Origin of the sequence: Thermocrispum municipale DSM 44069 (assembly GCF_000427825.1) — a bacterium.
GTDB classification, from domain to species: Bacteria; Actinomycetota; Actinomycetes; order Mycobacteriales; family Pseudonocardiaceae; genus Thermocrispum; species Thermocrispum municipale.
This window is the reverse complement of record NZ_ATYT01000004.1, coordinates 257,576-277,820: the sequence shown is the minus strand read 5'-3', so window position 1 is coordinate 277,820 and position 20,245 is coordinate 257,576. Positions and strand designations below refer to the sequence as shown.

General features: G+C 68.0%; 17 protein-coding genes. 8 read left to right on the top strand and 9 right to left on the bottom strand.

What is annotated here, in order from left to right; all coding sequences use genetic code 11:
- Positions 1 to 59 precede the first annotated feature (59 nt).
- The 7 genes from YWM_RS0104710 to YWM_RS0104680 are packed head-to-tail and all read right to left on the bottom strand — an operon-like array spanning position 60 to position 6,981.
- Positions 60 to 1,274, bottom strand: coding sequence for a TetR/AcrR family transcriptional regulator (locus YWM_RS0104710; RefSeq protein ID WP_169720959.1), 1,215 nt, complete (start codon positions 1,272 to 1,274; stop codon positions 60 to 62).
- Between the two features lie 39 nt (positions 1,275 to 1,313).
- Positions 1,314 to 2,870 carry a class I adenylate-forming enzyme family protein gene (locus YWM_RS0104705; RefSeq protein WP_028849742.1) on the bottom strand — a complete coding sequence of 519 codons (1,557 nt, stop codon included), beginning with the start codon at positions 2,868 to 2,870 and terminating at the stop codon, positions 1,314 to 1,316.
- A gap of 24 nt (positions 2,871 to 2,894) precedes the next feature.
- Positions 2,895 to 4,058, bottom strand: coding sequence for an acyl-CoA dehydrogenase family protein (locus YWM_RS0104700; protein WP_028849741.1), 1,164 nt, complete (start codon positions 4,056 to 4,058; stop codon positions 2,895 to 2,897).
- Positions 4,055 to 4,885: an SDR family NAD(P)-dependent oxidoreductase gene (locus YWM_RS0104695; protein WP_028849740.1), complete on the bottom strand. Its 831-nt coding sequence runs from the start codon at positions 4,883 to 4,885 to the stop codon at positions 4,055 to 4,057. The genes YWM_RS0104700 and YWM_RS0104695 overlap by 4 nt, the downstream gene beginning before the upstream one ends.
- A gap of 25 nt (positions 4,886 to 4,910) precedes the next feature.
- Positions 4,911 to 5,333, bottom strand: a complete 423-nt coding sequence (locus tag YWM_RS0104690) for a MaoC/PaaZ C-terminal domain-containing protein (RefSeq protein ID WP_043659624.1) — start codon at positions 5,331 to 5,333, stop codon at positions 4,911 to 4,913.
- Positions 5,334 to 5,341: 8 nt separating this feature from the next.
- Positions 5,342 to 5,794, bottom strand: coding sequence for a MaoC family dehydratase N-terminal domain-containing protein (locus tag YWM_RS0104685; RefSeq protein ID WP_028849738.1), 453 nt, complete (start codon positions 5,792 to 5,794; stop codon positions 5,342 to 5,344).
- The gene (locus YWM_RS0104680; RefSeq protein WP_028849737.1) at positions 5,794 to 6,981 is read right to left on the bottom strand and encodes a lipid-transfer protein; all 1,188 of its coding nucleotides are present in this window, start codon (positions 6,979 to 6,981) and stop codon (positions 5,794 to 5,796) included. The genes YWM_RS0104685 and YWM_RS0104680 overlap by 1 nt, the downstream gene beginning before the upstream one ends.
- A gap of 120 nt (positions 6,982 to 7,101) precedes the next feature.
- Between YWM_RS0104680 and YWM_RS0104675 the strand changes: the two genes are divergently transcribed.
- Positions 7,102 to 7,965, top strand: coding sequence for an SMP-30/gluconolactonase/LRE family protein (locus YWM_RS0104675; RefSeq protein WP_028849736.1), 864 nt, complete (start codon positions 7,102 to 7,104; stop codon positions 7,963 to 7,965).
- A gap of 64 nt (positions 7,966 to 8,029) precedes the next feature.
- Here YWM_RS0104675 and YWM_RS0104670 read toward each other — a convergent pair whose 3' ends face one another.
- Complete coding sequence (locus YWM_RS0104670) at positions 8,030 to 8,389, bottom strand: hypothetical protein (protein ID WP_028849735.1); 360 nt, start codon at positions 8,387 to 8,389, stop codon at positions 8,030 to 8,032.
- A gap of 839 nt (positions 8,390 to 9,228) precedes the next feature.
- On the opposite strand from YWM_RS0104670, the gene dnaE reads away from it, so the two are divergent.
- The 4 genes from dnaE to YWM_RS0104645 all read left to right on the top strand — a co-directional run bounded on the left by dnaE (position 9,229) and on the right by YWM_RS0104645 (position 15,761).
- Positions 9,229 to 12,816 carry a DNA polymerase III subunit alpha gene (gene dnaE / locus YWM_RS0104665; RefSeq protein ID WP_028849734.1) on the top strand — a complete coding sequence of 1,196 codons (3,588 nt, stop codon included), beginning with the start codon at positions 9,229 to 9,231 and terminating at the stop codon, positions 12,814 to 12,816.
- A gap of 359 nt (positions 12,817 to 13,175) precedes the next feature.
- Positions 13,176 to 13,865, top strand: a complete 690-nt coding sequence (locus YWM_RS25095) for a DUF998 domain-containing protein (protein ID WP_052344556.1) — start codon at positions 13,176 to 13,178, stop codon at positions 13,863 to 13,865.
- 32 nt (positions 13,866 to 13,897) lie between these two features.
- On the top strand, positions 13,898 to 14,425 hold the full coding sequence (locus tag YWM_RS0104650; RefSeq protein ID WP_028849733.1) for a gamma carbonic anhydrase family protein: 528 nt from the start codon (positions 13,898 to 13,900) through the stop codon (positions 14,423 to 14,425).
- Between the two features lie 67 nt (positions 14,426 to 14,492).
- Positions 14,493 to 15,761 (top strand): serine hydroxymethyltransferase, encoded by a 1,269-nt coding sequence (locus tag YWM_RS0104645; protein WP_028849732.1) that lies wholly within the window; start codon positions 14,493 to 14,495, stop codon positions 15,759 to 15,761.
- Between the two features lie 54 nt (positions 15,762 to 15,815).
- Here the strand turns inward: YWM_RS0104645 and YWM_RS0104640 are convergent, their stop codons facing one another.
- The gene (locus YWM_RS0104640) at positions 15,816 to 16,337 is read right to left on the bottom strand and encodes an inorganic diphosphatase (protein ID WP_028849731.1); all 522 of its coding nucleotides are present in this window, start codon (positions 16,335 to 16,337) and stop codon (positions 15,816 to 15,818) included.
- A gap of 161 nt (positions 16,338 to 16,498) precedes the next feature.
- Between YWM_RS0104640 and dacB the strand changes: the two genes are divergently transcribed.
- Genes dacB through tilS form a run of 3 tightly spaced genes read left to right on the top strand, consistent with a single transcriptional unit; the run spans position 16,499 to position 20,232 of the window.
- Positions 16,499 to 18,178 carry a D-alanyl-D-alanine carboxypeptidase/D-alanyl-D-alanine endopeptidase gene (gene dacB / locus YWM_RS22210; RefSeq protein WP_156914640.1) on the top strand — a complete coding sequence of 560 codons (1,680 nt, stop codon included), beginning with the start codon at positions 16,499 to 16,501 and terminating at the stop codon, positions 18,176 to 18,178.
- A 60-nt stretch (positions 18,179 to 18,238) separates the two neighbouring features.
- Entirely contained in the window at positions 18,239 to 19,258 is a 1,020-nt protein-coding gene (locus tag YWM_RS0104625; protein WP_028849730.1) for a zinc-dependent metalloprotease, read from the top strand.
- A complete protein-coding gene (gene tilS / locus YWM_RS0104620) occupies positions 19,234 to 20,232 on the top strand; it encodes a tRNA lysidine(34) synthetase TilS (RefSeq protein ID WP_052344555.1) in 999 nt (332 codons plus the stop codon). Before YWM_RS0104625 ends, tilS begins: the two co-directional genes overlap by 25 nt.
- Positions 20,233 to 20,245: the final 13 nt, after the last annotated feature.

Genomic DNA, 20,245 nt, shown 5'->3' with positions numbered 1-20,245 from the left:
CGAGCTCAGGTGGCCGATGGATTACCGAGCGCGGTGAGCTCCAGCAGAAGTGTCGGCGCCTAGTGGCTCGGGTTTTCAGGCAGCGCGAGCGCCGAGGCGAAGCGTTTGACCGTGGCGATCGCGTCCGGGTTGTGGCGGAATTCGCTGATTCGCGCCACGTCGTGGCCGATGGCCAGAATCGCGTAGACCCTCAGGGCCAGCTCGGCTTCGGTGCGGCCGGGTCTGGCTGAGAGCATCAGGTGTATCCATTCCTGGATGTACTCGCTCTGCAATTGCGCGGTTTGCGCACGTTCGGCGTTGCCCAGATGCCGGGCCTCGCTGAGCAGCACGTCCACGTGCTGGGGATGCCGGACCGCGAAATCAATGTAGGACTTGACCAGCCGGACGAGCCCTTCGGCGGGGCTTTGGCTGGACCGCAGCGCCCAATACAGGCCGTGCCGCAGCCATTCGTCCACCCTGGCCATGGCGGTCAACAACAAGTGTTGCTTCGACTCGAAGTGGTGGTACACGGTCGGCGCGGCGATGCCGGCCTGCCGCCCGATGTCCTCCATGGCGACGGCGGTGTAACCGTACTCGGCGAACAAGTTGATCGCTGCCGCAAGCAGCCGTTCGCGGCGGCCGACAGGACTGAGGCCGGGCTGGTCCGGCGGCACGACATCGGGCTCGCCGCCGCTGACCGGGTGCGCGTTCAGAATGGTGCGTATGATGTCGGTGAAGACCGTCCGCGCGCGGTTTGCCGGCAGCTCACCGGTAAGCCGCGACAGCCCGCACACTGCCGAGTAGGTACAGGAAGCCAGCAGCCGGGCGGACCACGAGTCCAGCTCGGGGCGGTGCGCCATGACCTGCTCGGCGAACACATCCACCGTGCGTGACACGGCGGCCCGCAGCGCGCTGAACTCCTCTCGCGGCAGGCTGCGCGCCTCCCGCTGCCACAGTGTGCCGAGCTGCTTGCGGTTCTGCGCGATCACCGCAAGCCGCTCGGCCACCGCGTCGAGGTCGTCCGGCACGTCGGCGAGCCAGCCGCGCACCTGCTCCATCTCGTCGATCACTGCGGCGGTGAGCAAGCTGGCTTTACTGGAGAAGTGCCGGTACAGCGCCGACGGCCGCACATGGACGGCGTCGGCGACCGCGCTCATGCTTACCCGCTCGTAGCCGTCGATGAGGAACAGCTCGGTGGCCGCCGCGATGATGAGCTCACGACGGTTGCGCGGGCGTGTTCCCCATGCCGGCGCCGTCCCGGTTTCCCCGCTCATCGCCATCCTCCCGCGGCTCACAGCGGCCATCGTAGAGATCAGCTGTTCAGCCGCACGACACTAGCTCGACGCCGTCTCCCCGTGACGCTCTGCCCAGTGCTGCCGGACTTCTCGGCGGGCGAGTTTGCCGATCGGGGTGCGCGGAACCGCGTCGACGAAATCGATTGAGGTGACCTTCTTCACCGAGCCCACCTTGTCCTTGGTCCAGGCGATGAGCGCTTCGGCGGTGACTGCATGCCCGTCGCGCAGGGCGACCTCCGCGTGTGGCGTCTCGCCCCACTTCGGGTGCGGCACGCCGACGACGGCTGCCTCAGCCACCGCGGGGTGCTGCTGCAGCGCATCCTCCAATTCCTTAGGCCAGATGTTGTAGCCGCCGGAGATAATCGTGTCTTCCTTGCGGTCAGTGAGGTAAAGGAAGCCGTCCTCCGACATCCAGCCAACATCACGCGTGCGCACCCAACCGTCCGGGCTCATCCGCTCGGCGGTTGCTTCCGGCGCACCCCACAGCTCGCGCATGGCTCCCGGACTACGGCCCACGATTTCGCCGACTTCACCCGGCGGCAACTCGTTGCCGTCGTCGTCCATGATGACGACCTCGGAGTTCGGCGTTGGCCGCCCCACCGACCGCAGCCAGCTGCGCTGCCGCTCGTCCCCATCGAGCACGTGGTGCTGCGGGGCCAGGATGGTCAACGGCAAGGCCTCACTCTGGCCGTAGATGTTGTACATGATGTTGCCCCACAGATTGATCGCGGCCGTGAGCGTGGCGACCGAGATCGGGGCGGTGCCGTAGATGACGGTGTGCAGGCTGGACAGATCGCGTTCGCGTACCCCGGGAGACTCGGTGATCATCTGGATCATGGTCGGCACGGCAAGAGCGACGGTCGCGCGCTCCCGCTCCACCAGGTCGAGGAAACCGGTGGTGTCGAAGGCCGGCATGACTACGGTGGCCGCGCCGACCGCCACCATCGGCCACACGAACAAGCCGGCCGCGTGGGTCAGTGGAGCCGGAGCCAGATAGCGGTCGTGCTCGGCCAGGCGCGATACAACCAGCGCCATCTCGTTGCCCATGTCCATAAACCCACGGACCGTGTGCAAAATGCCTTTCGGCTTGCCGGTTGTGCCCGCGGAGAAGCGAATGACGTGCGGGTCATCATCGGACAGCGTGACCGCGGGTGGGTGCGGGTCCGCATCCTGCATCGCCAGTTCGTAGTCGCGCTCGTCGTGGTCGCCGCCGATGACCAAGACGACCTTCAAGCCGGGAACTTCTGGCAGGACTGGTTCGAGCGCCTCGAGATGCGACTGATGGACGATGAGGGCCGTGGCTCCGGTCAGCTCAAGCAGGTACTGATGCTTGTCCGGGGTGTCATGGGCATACAGCGGGCAGCGGACGAAGCCGCCGAGCGCCAGGCCGCCGATGTGTTCCATCGTCTCGGCGGAGTTCGGGCCGAGCAGCGCCACTCGGTCGCCCTGCTGGATACCGCGTGCGCGCAGCGCGTTCGCCAGTCGGGCCGAACGTTCGAGCAATTCGGCATATGTTTGCCGCCGCTCGCCGCACACATAGGCGGTGTTGTTCCCGTAGAGCCGGGCCGACTTTTTCAACAGTGTTGCCGGATCCATCGGACCTCCTTGTGGTTTCCGGACTCAGCCGCGCATGATCGATCGAGCGACGATTTCCTTCATGATTTCGGTGGTGCCGCCGTAAATTCGGGCCACTCGGTTGTCCGCCCACATGTGCGAGATCGGGTACTCGGACATGTAGCCGTATCCGCCGTGCAGTTGCAGGCACTGGTCGATCGCCCGCATCGCGCGCTCGGTAGTCCACCACTTGGCCATCGCGGCGGTGACCTCATCGAGCTCTCCTGCCACGTGCTTCATGATGCAGTCGTCAATGAACGTTCTGGCCAGCTTGGCTTCGGTGGCCACTTCGGCCAGCGCGAAGCGGGTGTTCTGGAACTGATTGAGCGGCTTGCCGAAGGCGCGCCGATCCCGCGTGTAAGCCAGTGTGTGCTCCAGCGCGGTCTCCATCGCCGTCGTCGCGACCAGGGCGATGGTCAGCCGTTCCTGCGGCAACTGGCTCATCAGCTGGATGAAGCCTCGCCCCTCGACGCCGCCGAGCACGTTCTCCCGAGGTACGCGCACGTCGTCGAGGAAAAGCTCCGAAGCGTCCTGGCCGCGCTGGCCGATCTTGTCCAGGATGCGGCCCCGCCGGACCCCTGGCCGGTCGGTCTCCACCAGGATCAGCGAGATGCCGCGATGGCCCGCGTCCGGGGCGGTCTTCGCCACCACGATCACCAGGCCGGCTTGGCTCAGGTTGGTGATAAACGTCTTGGCGCCGTTGATGACGTACTCGTCGCCGTCGGCCACCGCGCGAGTGGTGATGCCCTGCAGGTCGGAGCCCGTGCCCGGCTCAGTCATCGCGATGGACACGACCGTTTCGCCGGAGGCCATCTTCGGCAGCCATGCCCGGCGCTGTTCCTCGGTCCCGTAGGCGAGCACGTAGTGCGCCGCCACCACGCAGTGCACGCCGATGCCCCAGGCGGTGTCGCCGACCCGGGCTTGCTCCTCCAACAGCACGGCTTCGTGAGCGAAAGTCCCGCCACCGCCGCCGTACTCTTCGGGTATCGACAGGCACAACAGGCCCGCTTTGGCGCCGGTGAACCAGATGTCACGGTCGACGTGGTGCTGTTCTCGCCAGCGTTGCTGGTTCGGCAGCAGCTCCTTCTCGCAGAAGGTACGAGCCAAGTCGCGCAGATGGTCGAGGTCGTCGGTCATCCACGGCGACCGGGTGCGGATCGCGGGTGTCATACCGAGAACCCCCCGCCACAGAGCAGCGTCTGGCCGCTGATGTAGTCCGACTCGGGGATGCACAGCAGGTACACCGCGCCCGCGGCGTCCTCCACCGTGCCGGCCCGGCCCAGCGGGATCGACCTCTCCATCGTCGCCATCAGGTCCGGATTCAGCCCGACCTTGATCTCCCGGCCGCCGACCTCGATCTTGGCGTCGGAATCGGCGGTGGCCTCGGTGAGCCGGGTGCGGATGAGGCCGTACGCAACCGCGTTGACCGTGACGTTGTAGCGGCCCCATTCCTTGGCCAGCGTCTTGGTCAACCCGAGGATGCCTGCTTTGGCCGCGGAGTAGTTCGCCTGCCCGACATTGCCGCCGGTGCCTGCCATCGAGGAGATGTTGACGACCTTCCGGCAATGCACCGGTTCGCCCGCTGCCCTCGCCTTTTTCACCGCCGCAGAGATCACCGGCTGGGCCGCCCGGAGAATCCTGAAGGGGGCCTTCAAATGCAGATCGACAATGGTGTCCCATTGTTCGTCGGACATCTTCTGCACGACGTTGTCCCAGGTGTAGCCCGCATTGTTGACGATGATGTCCACGCCGCCGTAGGCCTGCTGCGCGGTGTCGACGAAGCGTTGGGGAAAGTCGTCGTGAAGCACGTCGCCGAGGCAGGCGACGGCCTCACCGCCCGCGGCTTCGATCTGGGCGATCGTCTCTTTCGCCGGGTCGGCGTCGAGGTCGTTGACTACCACCCGGGCGCCCTCGGCGGCGAGCTTGCGCGCGATTGCCTGGCCGATGCCCCGACCGGAGCCGGTCACCAATGCGGTGCGTCCGTTGAGTTTGTTCACTGTGGCTCTCTTTCCTCTCTTGCTCTTAGGCCAGCGCCACGCGGGCTTGGCCGGTCAGGGTGGTGGTGCCGTCGGGGAGGGTCACCTGCAGCGAGATCGTCGCGACCGTCTCGTCGCCGGCCCGGTCGATGGCGGTGACCGTCCCGCGGCATTCCGGATGAGCGCCGACCGGTGTCACCGCGACGAACCGGGTTTGCAGGGAGCGAATCCGCTGTTGCGGGACCCAACGGGTGAGCAGCCGCCCGAGGTAAGCCATGCTGAGCATCCCGTGGGCGAAGACATCGTCGTAGCCGGCCGCGCGGGCCGCGTCGATGTCGACATGCACCGGGTTGTGGTCGCCCGCACCGCCGGCGAACAGCGCCAATGTGGTGCGGGAAATCGGCTCGACCCGCAGCGGCGGGAGCTCCGTCCCGACACTGAGCTGGGCGGCGTCGATCGGGGTTGGCATTGGTGGTGTCACTGATGGCCTCCCGGGATGACGACGATGTCCTTGAGTTCGGCCACCGTCGTCTCTCCGCGGCGCACAATCGAGTTGCGCACAATGAAGTTGAGCGCACCTCCTTTGCGTTGATAGATGTCGGCGATCCGGCTGGACAGAACCAGCCGGTCACCGGCATAGGCCAACGCGTGATACGTGAAGTGCTGCTCGCCGTGCAGCACCTGAGTCAGGTCGGAGCCGAGTTCGTTCAGCCAGTCGAATGGGTTGTCTCGCTCGTGCTGAATGGCGCACAGGAACGTCGGCGGAGCCGGAAGATCGGGATGCCCGGCGGCACGCGCGGCGTCCACATCGGTGTAGACCGGGTCCGTTTCACCGATCGCTTTGCAGAACAGCCGCAGCCTGCCGCGCTCGACGAGCATGCTCGCCTCGGGCAGCTCACGGCCGATGGCGGAGGTGTCGATCGTGGACATCAGCGCACCCGCCGGTACAGCGAAACCACGCAGGCGCCGCCCAGCCCGAGGTTGTGCTGCAGGGCGACGGCGGCCCCTGCCACCTGACGCGCGCCAGCTTGGCCGCGCAGCTGCCAAGTGAGCTCGGCGCATTGGGCCAGGCCGGTCGCGCCGAGCGGATGGCCCTTGGACAGCAGGCCGCCCGACGGATTGACCACGGTGCGACCGCCGTAGGTGTTGTCGCCATCCGCGATGAACTTCTCCGCCGAGCCTTCCGGCGTGAGGCCTAAGGCCTCATAGCTGATGACCTCGTTGGTGGTGAAGCAGTCATGCAGCTCCACGACGGGGATGTCTTCCGGCCCGATCCCAGCTTCCTCGTATACCTGCCGAGCTGCCCGCGCTGTCATGTCGTAACCGACCAGGCTCAGCATGTCCGGCGGGTCGAAGCTCCCCGGCTGGTCAGTCGTCGTCGACTGAGCGGTGATCTCCACCGAGGCGGCCAGCCCACGGCGGGCGGCGAACTCCGCGGAACACACCACCGCCGCCGCCGCGCCGCAGGTCGGCGGGCAGGCCTGCAACCTGGTCAGCGGGCCGTATAGGTGCGGCGAGTTGAGAACCTCCGCCTCAGTGACCGGCTCGCGAAACACCGCATGCGGGTTCTGCGCCGCGTGCTTGCGGGCTTTGACGGACACCTTCGCGAACATCTCCGGGGCCGCGCCGTACTTCTCCATGTAGGCCAGGCCCGCGCCACCGAAGTGCCGCGCAGCGATGGGCACTTCGGCAGGCGCCGCCTGCACCGCGTCCGCGACCGCGTTCAGCCTGTCGAACGGAGACGGTCGATCTGCCCAGTGCGAACCCAACGCGCCGGGTTGCATCTGCTCGAAACCGAAAGCGAGCACGCATTCCGCGGCGCCAGAAGCGACGGCCTGGCGTGCCAGCCACAGCGCCGACGACCCGGAAGCGCAGTTGTTGTTCACGTTCACTACCGGCACGCCGGTCATCCCCACGCGATACAGCGAATTCTGCCCTGATGTCGAATCACCGTACACATAGCCCGCGTAGACCTGATTGATGTCCGTCAGGCTCAAGTCGGCGTCAACTAGGGCGGCACGGATGGCCTCCTCGGCAATCTGGTCGTACGGAGCACTTTTCCTAGGCGTGCTGAATTTCCCCATGCCGACTCCGGCAACCCGAACGCTCACGGTCATCCCGCCACTCCTCGTCGCTCTCTCTGGTGACTTGCGCCATACATCGACTAATGATTCACTTAGGGGTATACCAGTCGGCAGTGGCGCTTGCCAAGAGGGCGAGCGCGGAAGGGCGGAGTGATGACCGAGCAGACCGCAGAAGTCCGCTACGACGGCTTCCAGTACCTCGAAGGGGCTCGTTGGCACGACGGACAGCTGTGGTGCTCCGATATCCCGCGCGGGAAGGTGTATCGGATCAACCCGGAGAGTGACGAGGTCGTCGTGGCGGCCGAAGAGGAGGGGGTGAAGCCGTCCGGTCTCGGCTTCCGGCCGGACGGCACGCCGCTGGTGGTCACGCAAGCAGATTCGAAGCTGCGCAAGATCACCCCGGAGGGGCGCATGGAGGTCGTCGCAGAGCTCGGCCACGTGGCCTTCGCGGCCAATGACATGTGGGTCGACAAGCACGGCCGTGCCTACATCACACAGATCGGCTACGACTTGTTCAACGGAGCCGAGGCGGAAGGCAGCCATGTCATCGTCGTCAGCCCGGATGGTGAGGTCAGCACTGCTGGGAAGGATCTGGTCTGTCCGAACGGAGTCGGCCTGAGCCCGGACGGCAAGACGCTCTACGTCGCCGAGACGTTCACCTTCCGGCTCAGCGCATTCGACGTGGACGAGAGCGGCCAGCTGTCCAATCAGCGGGTGTTCAAGCAGTTCGACAGCCTGGAGGCGGACGCCGTCGACGGGCTGTGCATGGACTCCGAGGGCGCCGTGTGGGTGACCTGCCCGTTCAGCAGCGAGGTGCGTCGGGTGCTGCCCGACGGCACTGTCACCGACGTGGTGCACACCGCCACCGAGGGGCACTGGGTGGTCTCCTGCGCGCTCGGCGGACCGGACCGGCGCACCCTGTTCCTGTGCGCGGCTGAGACGGATCTGGAACGGATGTCGGACAACTTCACCGGCACTGCCCGCATCGAGACAGCGCGCGTTGCAGTGCCTGGCTGATCACTCAGCAGAACGCTGCCCCGCTCGCCTTGGTGCGAGTGGGGCAGCGGAGTTCCTGTGTCCTTCAGGAGCGAATGAAGCGGGTATCGCCCGGCCGCACCGGAACCCAGCACCCCCGTGATTCAGCGGAGTCCGGCGTTTCCTCGGGGAGGGCAAGCATGGCGTCCAGAACGCCGGTGACTTCACCGTGGGTCTGCCACAGCACAGTGCGTGGCTCCATGATGTCCTGTTCGCCGACCGGCATCCGGGTAGCCGTGACGTCGTCCTCGGCGTGGATCTGCACCAGGTCGATCACCTGGCTGTGCACCCGGACGCCGACGACCGCCTGCACCTGGCCTTCGGCGTTGGTCGGGTGGAGGAACTGGAATCCGCGGTCGATCAGTTCGACCAAGCGGTCGCTGATGGGATCCGACTGTGCGGTCATCGGACCCTTTCCTCGCCGCAATCGGGCGACTGCCAATCCAGCTTGCCGTCCCACCGGCGCCTGTCGCGCCGGCGAGTCACTCGCGTTCCGGAAATGACCCCCGCCATCGCTCTGCCTCTTCACGCTGAGGATGCATTTGCACATGCATCAGTTCGTGAGCGCACACTATTCAGCGCCGACGGCGCTGGCAAGTGTCCATTCGGGTGGGTGGCACCCCTCCGTGTGCGCCGCCGGGGTGCGCTCGACTCGGTATCACCCGGACGGCCCACCGGGTCGTGATCGGGATGGCAAGCGGTAGGGAATCGGTGTGGCGACGGTCACGCGGGGTACGGCGAAAGGCGGAAGTTGGGGTGCACCGGGTGGTCCTGGGTATCTCTCGCCCGCCATGGGGATCCCGGCGTCGGCTCGGCTACCTCGCGGCGTTCGCTGCAACCGGCTCCCGCGCCGCCGTGAACTGGCCAAGACAGCGTTCATCCGACGCTCGGTGGCACCGGTGTCGGGATCGCACCTGGCCCGTTGCAGTTCGCGGCGAGCCATCACGATCTGCACCGTCGACAAGGTGATCCGCGACGTCCTCTCGCCCCGGCCACGGATGCCCGTCGCCGGATGGGTCGTTCACCGCTGGGTGCTCGTCGTGCGCAAGCGCTCACGAAGCGGTATTTTCCCTGGTCAGAATCGATTCTCCGGATTGTGGGACGGACGCGGGCGAACCGCTGATCGACCGGTTTCGACCCCTCGCGGCATGGCACTCCATCTGCGTCGGGGGCAGCGGTTAGATTGGGGCTTCAGCCGGCCTCGCGGGGGCCATCGGCGAGCGGTGCGGGAGGTAGTTGCAGGCGATGTCCGACAGCTCGTTCGTCCATCTTCACGTTCACACCGAGTACTCGATGCTCGACGGTGCCGCGAAGATCGGGCCGCTGTTTGCCGAGGCCGAGCGGTTGGGCATGCCGGCCGTGGGCATGACCGACCACGGCAACATGTACGGCGCCGACGAGTTCTATCAACAGGCGGTCAAGGCGGGCATCAAGCCGATCATCGGCATCGAGGCGTACGTGGCGCCGCAGAGCCGCCACCACAAGAAGCCGGTCTTCTGGGGCCAGACCAACCAGCGCGACACCGACGAGTTCGGTGAGGGCGGCGACGTCTCCGGTGGCGGTGCCTACACGCACATGACGATGCTCGCGGAGAACGCGCAGGGCCTGCGGAACCTGTTCACGCTGTCCTCGCTGGCCAGCATCGAGGGCTACTACCGCAAGCCCCGGATGGACAAGGAACTGATCGCCGAGCACGCCGAGGGCATCATCGCCACCACCGGGTGTCCGTCCGGCGAGGTGCAGACCAGGCTGCGGCTGGGGCAGAAGGACGAGGCGCTCGCCGCCGCCGCCGAGTACCGGGACATCTTCGGCAAGGGCAACTTCTTCCTCGAGCTGATGGACCACGGCCTGCCGATCGAGCGCGCCGTCCGCGAGGGCCTGCTGGAGATCGGCCGCAAGCTCGACCTGCCGCCGTTGGCCACGAACGACTCGCACTACGTCACCAAGGACCAGGCGGACCCGCACGCCGCGTTGCTGTGCGTGCAGTCCGGCAAGACGCTCAACGACCCGAACCGCTTCAAGTTCGACGGCGACGGCTACTACTTGAAGTCGGCCGACGAGATGCGCGAGTTCTGGGACGCCGAGGTCCCCGGCGCGTGCGACAGCACGTTGTTGATCGCCGAGCGGGTGCAGTCCTACGAAGAGGTCTACGCCCACCGGGATCTGATGCCGCGTTACGAGGTGCCGGAAGGGCACACCGAGGCGTCGTGGCTGCACCACGAGGTCATGGAGGGCCTCAAGCGCCGGTTCCCGGACGGCGTTCCGGACGGCTACATCGAGCGTGCCGAGCACGAGTTGAAGGTCATCGAGGAGAAGGGCTTCCCCGCCTACTTCCTGGTGGTCGGTGACCTGGTCCGCTATGCGCGCAGTGTCGGCATCCGGGTCGGCCCCGGTCGTGGGTCGGCGGCCGGGTCGCTGGTGGCCTACGCGCTGGGCATCACCAACATCGACCCGATCCCGCACGGTCTGCTGTTCGAGCGGTTCCTCAACCCCGAGCGCGTGTCGATGCCGGACATCGACATCGACTTCGACGACCGCCGCCGCGGCGAGATGATCCGCTACGCCACCGAGAAGTACGGCTCGGACAAGGTCGCGCAGGTCATCACGTTCGGCACGATCAAGACGAAGGCGGCGATCAAGGACGCCGCGCGCGTGCACTTCGGTCAGCCGGGTTACGCGATCGCGGACAAGATCACCAAGGCGTTGCCGCCGCCGATCATGGCCAAGGACATTCCGCTGTCCGGCATCGTCGACCCACAGCACGAGCGGTACGGCGAGGCCGCCGAGGTGCGGTCGCTGATCGAGAACGACCCCGAGGTCAAGACGATCTTCGAGACGGCCCGCGGCCTGGAGGGCCTGATCCGCAACGCGGGTGTGCACGCGTGCGCGGTCATCATGTCGAGCGAGCCGTTGATGGAAGTCATCCCGCTGTGGATGCGCGACGACGGCGCGATCATCACCGGCTGGGACTATCCGTCGTGCGAGGCCATCGGCCTGCTGAAGATGGACTTCCTCGGCCTGCGGAACCTGACCGTCATCGGCGACGCGATCGACAACATCAAGGCCAACCGCGGCGAGGAGATCGACCTCGACACCCTGCCGCTGGACGACAAGAAGACGTTCGAGCTGCTCGGCCGCGGCGACAGCCTCGGCGTGTTCCAGCTCGACGGTGGCGCCATGCGGGACCTGCTGCGCCGCATGCAGCCGACCGAGTTCAACGACATCACCGCGGTCAACGCGCTGTACCGGCCCGGCCCGATGGCGATGAACACGCACAACAACTACGCGGACCGCAAGAACGGCCGGCAGGAGATCACGCCGATCCACCCGGAGCTGGAGGAGCCGCTCCACGACATCCTGGCCGAGACCTACGGTCTGATCGTCTACCAAGAGCAGATCATGCAGATCGCGCAGAAGGTCGCCGGCTACTCGATGGGCCGAGCGGACATTCTGCGGCGCGCGATGGGCAAGAAGAAGAAGGAGGTCCTCGAGCAGGAGTTCACCGGTTTCGCCGAGGGCATGCGCGCCAACGGCTACTCCGAGGACGCGATCAAGACGCTGTGGGAGACGGTCCTGCCGTTCGCCGGCTACGCGTTCAACAAGTCGCACGCTGCCGGGTACGCGCTGGTCGGGTACTGGACGGCCTACCTGAAGGCGAACTACCCCGCGGAGTACATGGCCGCGCTGCTCACCTCGGTGGCGGACAACAAGGACAAGTCCGCGGTCTATCTGTCCGAGTGCCGCAGGCTCGGCATCAAGGTGCTGCCGCCGGACGTCAACGAATCGGTGGAACGCTTCTCGGCGGTCGGTGACGACATTCGCTTCGGCCTCGGCGCGGTGCGCAACGTCGGCGCGAACGTGGTGCAGTCGATCATCGCCACCCGTGAGGAGAAGGGGAAGTACTCCTCGTTCACCGACTTCATGGACAAGTCGGACCTGGTGGTGTGCAACAAGCGCGTCCTCGAGTCGCTGATCAAGGCGGGCGCGTTCGACTCGCTGGGCAACACCCGCCTGTCGCTGATCCAATGCCACGAGGAAGCCGTCGAGGCCGTCGTGCCGCTCAAGCGGCAGGAGGCCATGGGGCAGTTCGACCTGTTCGGTGGCTTCGGCGACGCCGAGGAACAACAGGAGACCGGCCACTCGCCGCTGGCCCACCTGAAGTTCACCGACGAGGAATACCCGCGCAAGCAGAAGCTCGGCTACGAGCGCGAGATGCTCGGCCTGTACGTGTCCGGGCATCCGCTGGACGGCGCCGAGCGCATCCTGCGCAAGCACGCGCCGAAACCGATCGCGGCGATCCTGGCCGACCCGCCCAAGGAAGGCGAGATCGTCATCTCCGGGCTGATCACCAGCATGGAACGCCGGGTGAACAAGAACGGCGAGCCGTGGGCGATCTGCACGGTGGAGGACCTGGACGCCGGCCTCGAGGTGTTGTTCTTCCCCAAGGCGTACGCGATCTTCGCCGCCGAGCTGCACGAGGACAACGCCGTCCTGGTCAAGGGCAGGGTGAACTGGCGCGAGGACAAGATGTCGGTCTTCGGCGGCGCGGTCGCCCCGCTCGACCTGTCGAACGTCGAGATGGGCGGGGAGGAAGAGCCGTTCGTGCTGCAAGCCGCCGCGGACAAGCTGGACGCCGCCGTGGTCACCGAGCTCAAGCGCACCCTCGAGGTGCACAAGGGCGACACCCCCGTGCAGCTCAAGCTGGTCGGCGGCAAGCACGAGACGCTGCTCGCGCTGGACAACTTCTCGGTCCGGCCGAGCCCGTCGTTGCTGGGTGAGCTGAAAGCGATCCCGGGCATCAGCGTCGCCAAGTCCGCGGTGAAGTCGGTCTGACGGTCCGCGAAGACCGCGCTGAGACCAGACATCGGCCCCGTGTGGACGTCGCTGCGATCGCGCTGACCTCGCCGCGAATGCGTCGGTGGGTCACAGCTGGGACGCCGCGAAGTCTGCGGAGCGATCGGCATCAGCGCGGGGCGGGCTGACGCCACTGTGAAGCTCGCCGGTGAGATCAGGCTGACAGGCCGCGAGGACCGTCAGGCGATCGGCATCAGCGCCGTGCGGGTCGTGGTGCCGTCGGGCTGACGCCACCGCGAAGGTAGGGCTACCCGGAGCACCGGGTGGGGTAGACCTCAGGGTCAATTCGGGGATCTTCCGGATGGGCTCTGACCTGCGGATTCGCCACCGTAATAGGCATGGCGAACATCGTTGTGGCACCCGCGCCGGTCGCATCGGCCCACCCATCCGTCCCTCGGTTGTCCTGGCCGCACCCGTTGGCGGTCGGGCGGTTCCTCGGCCTGACCGGCGTGGCGGGCGCCTTCGCGTTCATGCTCCTGCTGCACCTGTTCGCCGGATCCGCCATCCAGCCGGTGACCGAGACGCTGTCGAACGCCGTCTTCGCCCCGCAGGTCGGATGGATGTTCCCGGCCGGAGTGTTGAGCATGGCGGTCGGCGGGGTCGGCGTGATCACCACGCTGCGCGCCAGCGGCCTACCCATCGGCCGCGTGGCCATGCTGGGGGCGTGGCTGACCGCTCTGGGGTTGTTCCTGGTTGCGTTGTTCCCCACCGACCCGATCGGCCACGCGTCACTGTCGGCGCAGATCCACCGCTACGCCGCCGCGGTCGCCTTGGTCGCCGTGCCGGTCGTCGCGCTGCTGGTGGCGGCCGTCCTTCCGCGGGGACAGCGCGGCAGGCGAATGCTGCAAGCGGCCGCGATGGTCACCGGGGCGATCGTTCTGCTCACCGGCGTGGCGATCTTTCTCCCCGGCACCTTCGATCCGGTCCGCGGGGTGATCCAGCGAGTCCAGCTGATCAGCGAGCTGCTCGTGCTGGCGTTGCTGATCCAGCTGTCGGTGCGCTGCGCGCAGCATGGCCGACGTCACTGAACCGGGCACCGGCGGTCGGATAACGTTCGGCTATGCCTATCTACTCCTTCGAGGGGAAAACCCCGCGGGTGCATCCGGACGCCTGGGTCGCTCCGACCGCGACGCTGATCGGTGACGTCGAGGTAGGCGCGGGCGCGTCGATCTGGTACGGCGCGGTGCTGCGCGCGGACTTCGGCCGCATCGTCGTCGGCGAAGGCGCCAACATCCAGGACAACGCCGTGGTGCACGTCAACGACGGTGTGTGCGAGATCGGCAAGAACGTCACCGTCGGCCACCAGGTGCTGGTGCACGACTGCACCGTCGGCGAGCAGGCGCTGATCGGCAACGGGGCGACCGTGCTGGACAAGGCGGTGATCGGCAAGAAGGCGATGGTCGCCGCGGGCGCGGTGGTCACGCCCAACACCGAGGTGCCCCCGGAGTCGATCGCGATGGGCGCGCCCGCCAAGAAGATCCAGCCGCTGAGCGAGTCGCAGCGCGGTTGGGTGGAGTTCAACGCCACGGTCTACCAGCAGATGGCGCGCAGGCATCGGGACGGCATCGCGCCGGTCGACGAGGGCTGACCGGCACCGCGTGGTGCACCTCGCAGCGGTGCGACCCGAGTGCCGGTAGGGCGCTAGGCTCGGCTGCATGACGCACCAGCCGCAGATTTCCACCCTGTCCGCCACCGACCCCGAGGTGGCAGGCCTGATCGAGGCCGAAGCGCAACGCCAGCACGACAAGATCCGCATGATCGCCTCGGAGAACTACGTCTCCGAGGCCGTGCTGGAAGCGACCGGCACGGTGCTGACCAACAAGTACTCCGAGGGGTACGCGGGCAAGCGCTACTACGAGGGTCAGCAGGTCATCGACCAGATCGAGCAGCTGGCCATCGAGCGCGCGAAAGCGGTGTTCGGGGTCGAGCACGCCAACGTGCAGCCGTACTCCGGTTCGCCTGCGAACCTCGCGGTCTACCTGGCGTTCGCCAAGCCGGGCGACAAGGTCATGGGCATGGCGCTGCCCGACGGTGGACACCTGACCCACGGCTGGGGCGTGTCGGCCACGGGTAAGTGGTTCGACCCGGTGCGCTACGGGGTGCGCAAGGACACCGGCCGGGTGGACATGGACCAGGTGCGCGAGCTCGCGCTCGAGCACCGGCCGAAGGTGATCTTCTGCGGCGGCACGGCCATCCCGCGAACCATCGACTTCCCCGCATTCGCCGAGATCGCGCGCGAGGTGGACGCGGTCCTGGTGGCCGACATCGCGCACATCGCGGGCCTGGTCGCCGGTGGTGCGCACCCGTCGCCGGTGGGCCACGCGCCGGTGATCACCACGACGACGCACAAGACGCTGCGCGGCCCGCGCGGCGCCATGATCCTCACCGACGCCGAACACGCCAAGGCGATCGACAAGGCGGTGTTCCCCGGCCTGCAGGGCGGACCGCACAACCACACCACGGCGGCCATCGCCGTCGCGCTGCACGAGGCGCAGCAGCCGTCGTTCTCCGAGTACGCGCACACCGTGGTGGCCAACGCGAAGGCGCTGGCCGAGGCGATGATCGAGCGCGGCTTCGAGCTCGTGTCCGGCGGCACCGACAACCACCTGCTGCTGGTCGACCTGACGTCGAAGAACATCGGCGGCAAGCCCGCAGCGCAGGCGCTGGACCGCGCGGGCATCGAGCTGAACTACAACACGGTGCCGTTCGATCCGCGCAAGCCGTTCGACCCGTCCGGGATCCGCCTGGGAACCGGCGCTCTGACCACGCGAGGCCTCAAGCCGGAGCACCAGCCGCAGATCGCCGAGTGGATCGACCGCGCGGTCGCGGCCGCGGTGGCCGGGGACGAGCCCGCCATCGAGAAGATCGCCGCCGAGGTGCGGGAGCTGCTCGCGAGCTTCCCCATGCCCGGCTACCTGGTCTGAGACCACGAGAAAACGCCCCGGCCGAGAGCCGGGGCGTTTTTCTTCGCCGACAAGTCAGGCGTCGTGGTTGCCGTCGCCGGCCTCCTCGTCCGCCTTCTGCTGCTGGGCGCGCTCGTACGACGCGCGGATCTCGGCCTCCGCTTCGGCCCGGCCGACCCACTTGGCGCCTTCGACGCTCTTGCCCGGCTCCAGATCCTTGTACACCTCGAAGAAGTGCTGGATCTCCATCCGGTGATAGGTGTCCAGGTGGTGAATGTCCCGCATGTGCTCGGTGCGCGGGTCCTCGGCGGGGACGCACAGCACCTTGTCGTCGCCGCCCTTCTCGTCGGTCATCCGGAACATGCCGATCGCTCGTGCTCGGATCAGGCAGCCGGGGAACGTCGGCTCCTGGACCAGCACCAGCGCGTCCAGCGGGTCGCCGTCCATGCCGAGCGTGTCGTCGATGAAGCCGTAGTCGGCCGGGTACTGCGTGGCGGTGAACAGCGTGCGGTCCAGCTTGATCCGGCCGGTCCGGTGGTCCAGTTCGTACTTGTTGCGTTCCCCTTTGGGGATCTCGATCGTGACGTCGAACTCCATCTTTCTCCTTCGTCGCAGCCGGCCGGAGGGCAACGTGCACGGGTGTCCGTGCGTCACTCGAGCGACCACCTTCATCCGCCCGCGCTGCCGGACGCGTGGCGTGTCTAGTGTGGACCAGGCACGGGGCGGTTGCACCAAGAGGCACGGCGAGGGAGACATAGGTGACAGGTGAGCGCGGAGACGGCCAGGCGCGGGACGAATGGCCGACCGACGATCTGGATGCCCAGCAGTCTCCGCCGCCACGGCAGCAACCGCCACGGTATCCGCCGGGCTACGTGCGCCCGCCGGGCGAAGGGCTGCCGTTCCAGCCGCCGCAAGGACCCCCGCCGCCCAGGCAAGGGCCGCCGCGTCCCCCCAGCGAGGTTCCCGAGGTGCCGCTGCACGCGATGCCCACCCGCATCGTGCCCGCGGTGAACCTGCCGCCCAAGCCCACGGCGACGGAGCCCGAGCCGGAGCAGAAGCCGCGGAAGAGCCGACGCAAGCTGATCATCGCGCTCGCGGTGATCGTCGTGCTGCTCGCCGCCGCGGCGGTGGCGCTCACCCGGCCCGAGGTCGCCAACCGGCTCATGCTGCCGTGGGCGCCGAACAAGCCGAAGGGCGACGAGCCCGCGCCGGTGGCGGTGCAGCGCAGCATCACCACGCCGAAGGCGAAGCAGCAGCCGACCAGCGACGGGGTCTCGCAGGCGCTCGGCTCGGTGGTGGACGATCCGGCGCTCGGTTCGCTCTCCGGGGCCGTCGTCGACCCGAAGTCCGGTGACGTGTTGTGGGAGCGCGATCCCGATCGGCCGCTGGCGCCCGCGTCGACGTTGAAGGTGCTGACCGCCGCGGCCGCGTTGCTCGAGCTCGGCAGCGACGCCAGGTTGACCACGACGGTGGTGGAGGGCGATCAGGGCGAAGTGATCCTGGTCGGCGGCGGCGACCCGACGTTGACGGCGTTGAAAGACGCCGACGACTCGTTCTACCCGGGCGCGGCGACGCTGGACGAGCTGGCCGCCCAGGTTCGCAAAGCCACCGGCGGTGACGTCAAGACCGTCTCCGTCGACGTCGGTGCGTTCAGCGGCCCGACCACCGGGCCTGGCTGGGCGTCCGAGGACGCGCCGTCGACCTACGCCGCCCCGGTCGAGGCCGCGATGCTCGACGGCGGCAGGCAGAACCCGCGCGAATTCGACTCGATGCGCACCGGCGACCCCGCGGGGCACGTCGCCAAGGAGCTCGCCGACCGGCTGAACGCCCAGGTCGGCTCGACCGACGCGACCGCTCCGGAAGGCGCCAAGACGCTGGGCAAGGTGCAGTCGGCGCCGTTGGACGAGCTGGTCGCGATCGCCCTCACCGACTCGGACAACGTGCTGGCCGAGGCGCTGGCTCGCTGGGTGGCCCGCGAGGTCGGCGAGGAACCGTCGTTCGCCGGCGGCGCGCAAGCCGTCCGATCGGTGCTGGAGAAGGCCGGCTTCTCGCTGGACGGCCTCGAGCTGGCCGATGCCAGCGGCCTGTCCACCCGCAACAAGGTCCCGGCACGCCTGCTGACCGACATCCTGGCCGCGGCGGCCGGTGACGGCGAGCAAGCGGCCAAACTGCGGCCGTTGGTCGAGGGACTCCCGGTCGCAGGCGGCACCGGCACGCTGTCGGACCGGTACGTCGACGGCGAGGCCGAGCAGGCGAAGGGCTGGGTGCGGGCCAAGACCGGCACCCTGGACGGCGTCAACACACTCGCCGGCACGGTGCTCACCGAGGACGGCTCGGTGCTGGTGTTCGCGTTGATGTCGTCGGGAACCAATCCGTTGGACGCCCGGCCCGCATTGGACGAGGTTGCCGCGGCTCTGCGTGCCTGTGGCTGTTCATAAGCGGGTAGCGTCGAGGCTGTGAGTGAGCCGACTACCCGAGGCGAGTCCGCCGGCCCCGCGTTGGTCGACTGGGACATCGCCGCATCGACCGCCGCGGTGTTCGTCGGCGGCGGTCCCGCGGTACCGCCCGCCGAGGCGCAGGAGGCCGTCGCCGAGCTGACCCGGTTGGCCCGCGCGGCCGAACACCACGTGCGCGAGCTGACCGGGATGGGCGCGGGTCTGCCGATCCCGGAGGCCGTGGTGCTGGACCGGCGAGCCTGGGTGAAGGCAGCGGCGAGTGGACTGGACGCGTTGACCTCGCGAGCCTTGGCCGCCCAGCCACAGACCGCGGAAGCCATGACGGGCAAGCGGGTGATGGCCAAGAGCGCGGGGGTGCAGACCGGCCTCGCGCTGGCGTTCCTCGGCACCAAGGTGCTCGGCCAGTACGAGCCGTTCGGGCAGGACGGCAGTGGCGGACGGCTGCTGCTCGTGGCGCCGAACATCGTGCACGCCGAGCGGGCGCTGAACGTCCCCGCGGAGGAGTTCCGGCTGTGGGTGTGCCTGCACGAGACCACCCACCGGTTGCAGTTCTCCGCCGTGTCGTGGCTGACCGACTACTTCGTCGACGAGGTGGGCCGGTTCATCGCAGGCATCGAGGACGGCCAGTCGAACTTCTTCAGCCGCTTCCCGGACGTCATCCGGTCGGCCCGCGGCGGAACGCTCGGTTTGGTCGAGGCGATGCAGTCGCCGTCCCAGCGCCGCGCGTTCGACCGACTGGTGGCGTTGTCGACCCTGCTGGAAGGGCACGCCGACTTCGTCATGGACGCGGTCGGCCCGCAGGTGGTGCCCTCGGTGGTCAAGATTCGCCGCCGGTTCACCGAACGCCGCAAGGGCGGCAGCTTGCTCGATCGTTTGCTGCGCGTCCTGTTGGGGGTCGACGCCAAGATTCAGCAGTACGAGCAGGGTGGCGCGTTCGCCCGCCATGTGCACGAGCGTGTGGGCATGGAGGGCCTCAACGCGGTGTGGCGCTCGCCGAACACCTTGCCGACCAGAGCAGAGATTTCCGCACCGGACGCATGGCTACGCAGGATCAACCCGTAAAACACGCCGAGACCTCGCCTCATCGACCCGGCGCAGCGTCGTTGCAGGTCCGTGCCGCCGTCCGCACGCTGCTGGACGAGGCGAACGTGGAGGGGCCGGTCGGCGTGGCCGTCTCCGGCGGCGCGGATTCGCTCGCCCTCGCCGCAGCCGCCACCGCGACCGGTCGCGAGGTGCATGCCGTGGTGGTCGATCACGGTTTGCAGGAGGGGTCGTCCGAGGTTGCCGAGGTCGCCGCGATTGCGGCACACAAGCTCGGGGTGACGACGGCGAAGGTGGTTCCGGTGCAGGTCACCGGGCGGGGAGGGCTCGAGGCGGCGGCCCGTCGGGCGCGCTATGCCGCGTTGATCGAGGCGCTGCCGAACATGCCGGTGCTGCTCGGACACACCAGGGACGACCAGGCGGAGACGGTGCTGCTCGGCCTCGGCCGCGGCTCCGGGCCGCGGTCGATCGCGGGCATGCGGCCGATCGACTGGCCGTGGTTGCGGCCGCTGTTGGACGTGCCGCGGTCGGTGACGGTGCAGTCGTGCGCCGAACTCGGTGTCGAGCCGTGGCAGGACCCGCACAACTCGGACCCCTCGTTCACCCGCGTGCGGCTGCGCAGCGAGGTCATTCCGCTCCTCGACGACGTCCTGCAGGGTGGCGTGGTCGGCGCGCTCGCCCGTACGGCCAAGCAAGTCCGCGAAGACCTCGAGGCGCTGGACGCGCTGGCCGAGGACCTGCTGAGCGCCGCGCGGCTGCCCAGCGGTGAACTGGACGTCGATCCACTGGCCGCCGCGCATCCCGCGATCCGCCGCCGCGCGCTGCGCCGATGGCTGCTCGATCTCGGGGCGCGCGACCTCACCGAAGGCCACTTGCGCGCGGTCGACGAACTGGTGGGCAGGTGGCGAGGACAAGGGGGCGTGTGGCTTCCTGGAGACTTGGTAGCGGTCAGGGCGCGTGGCAGGGTTGCGCTGGCCGGCAGTCGGGAGCGTTGAAGCGAGGAGTGCG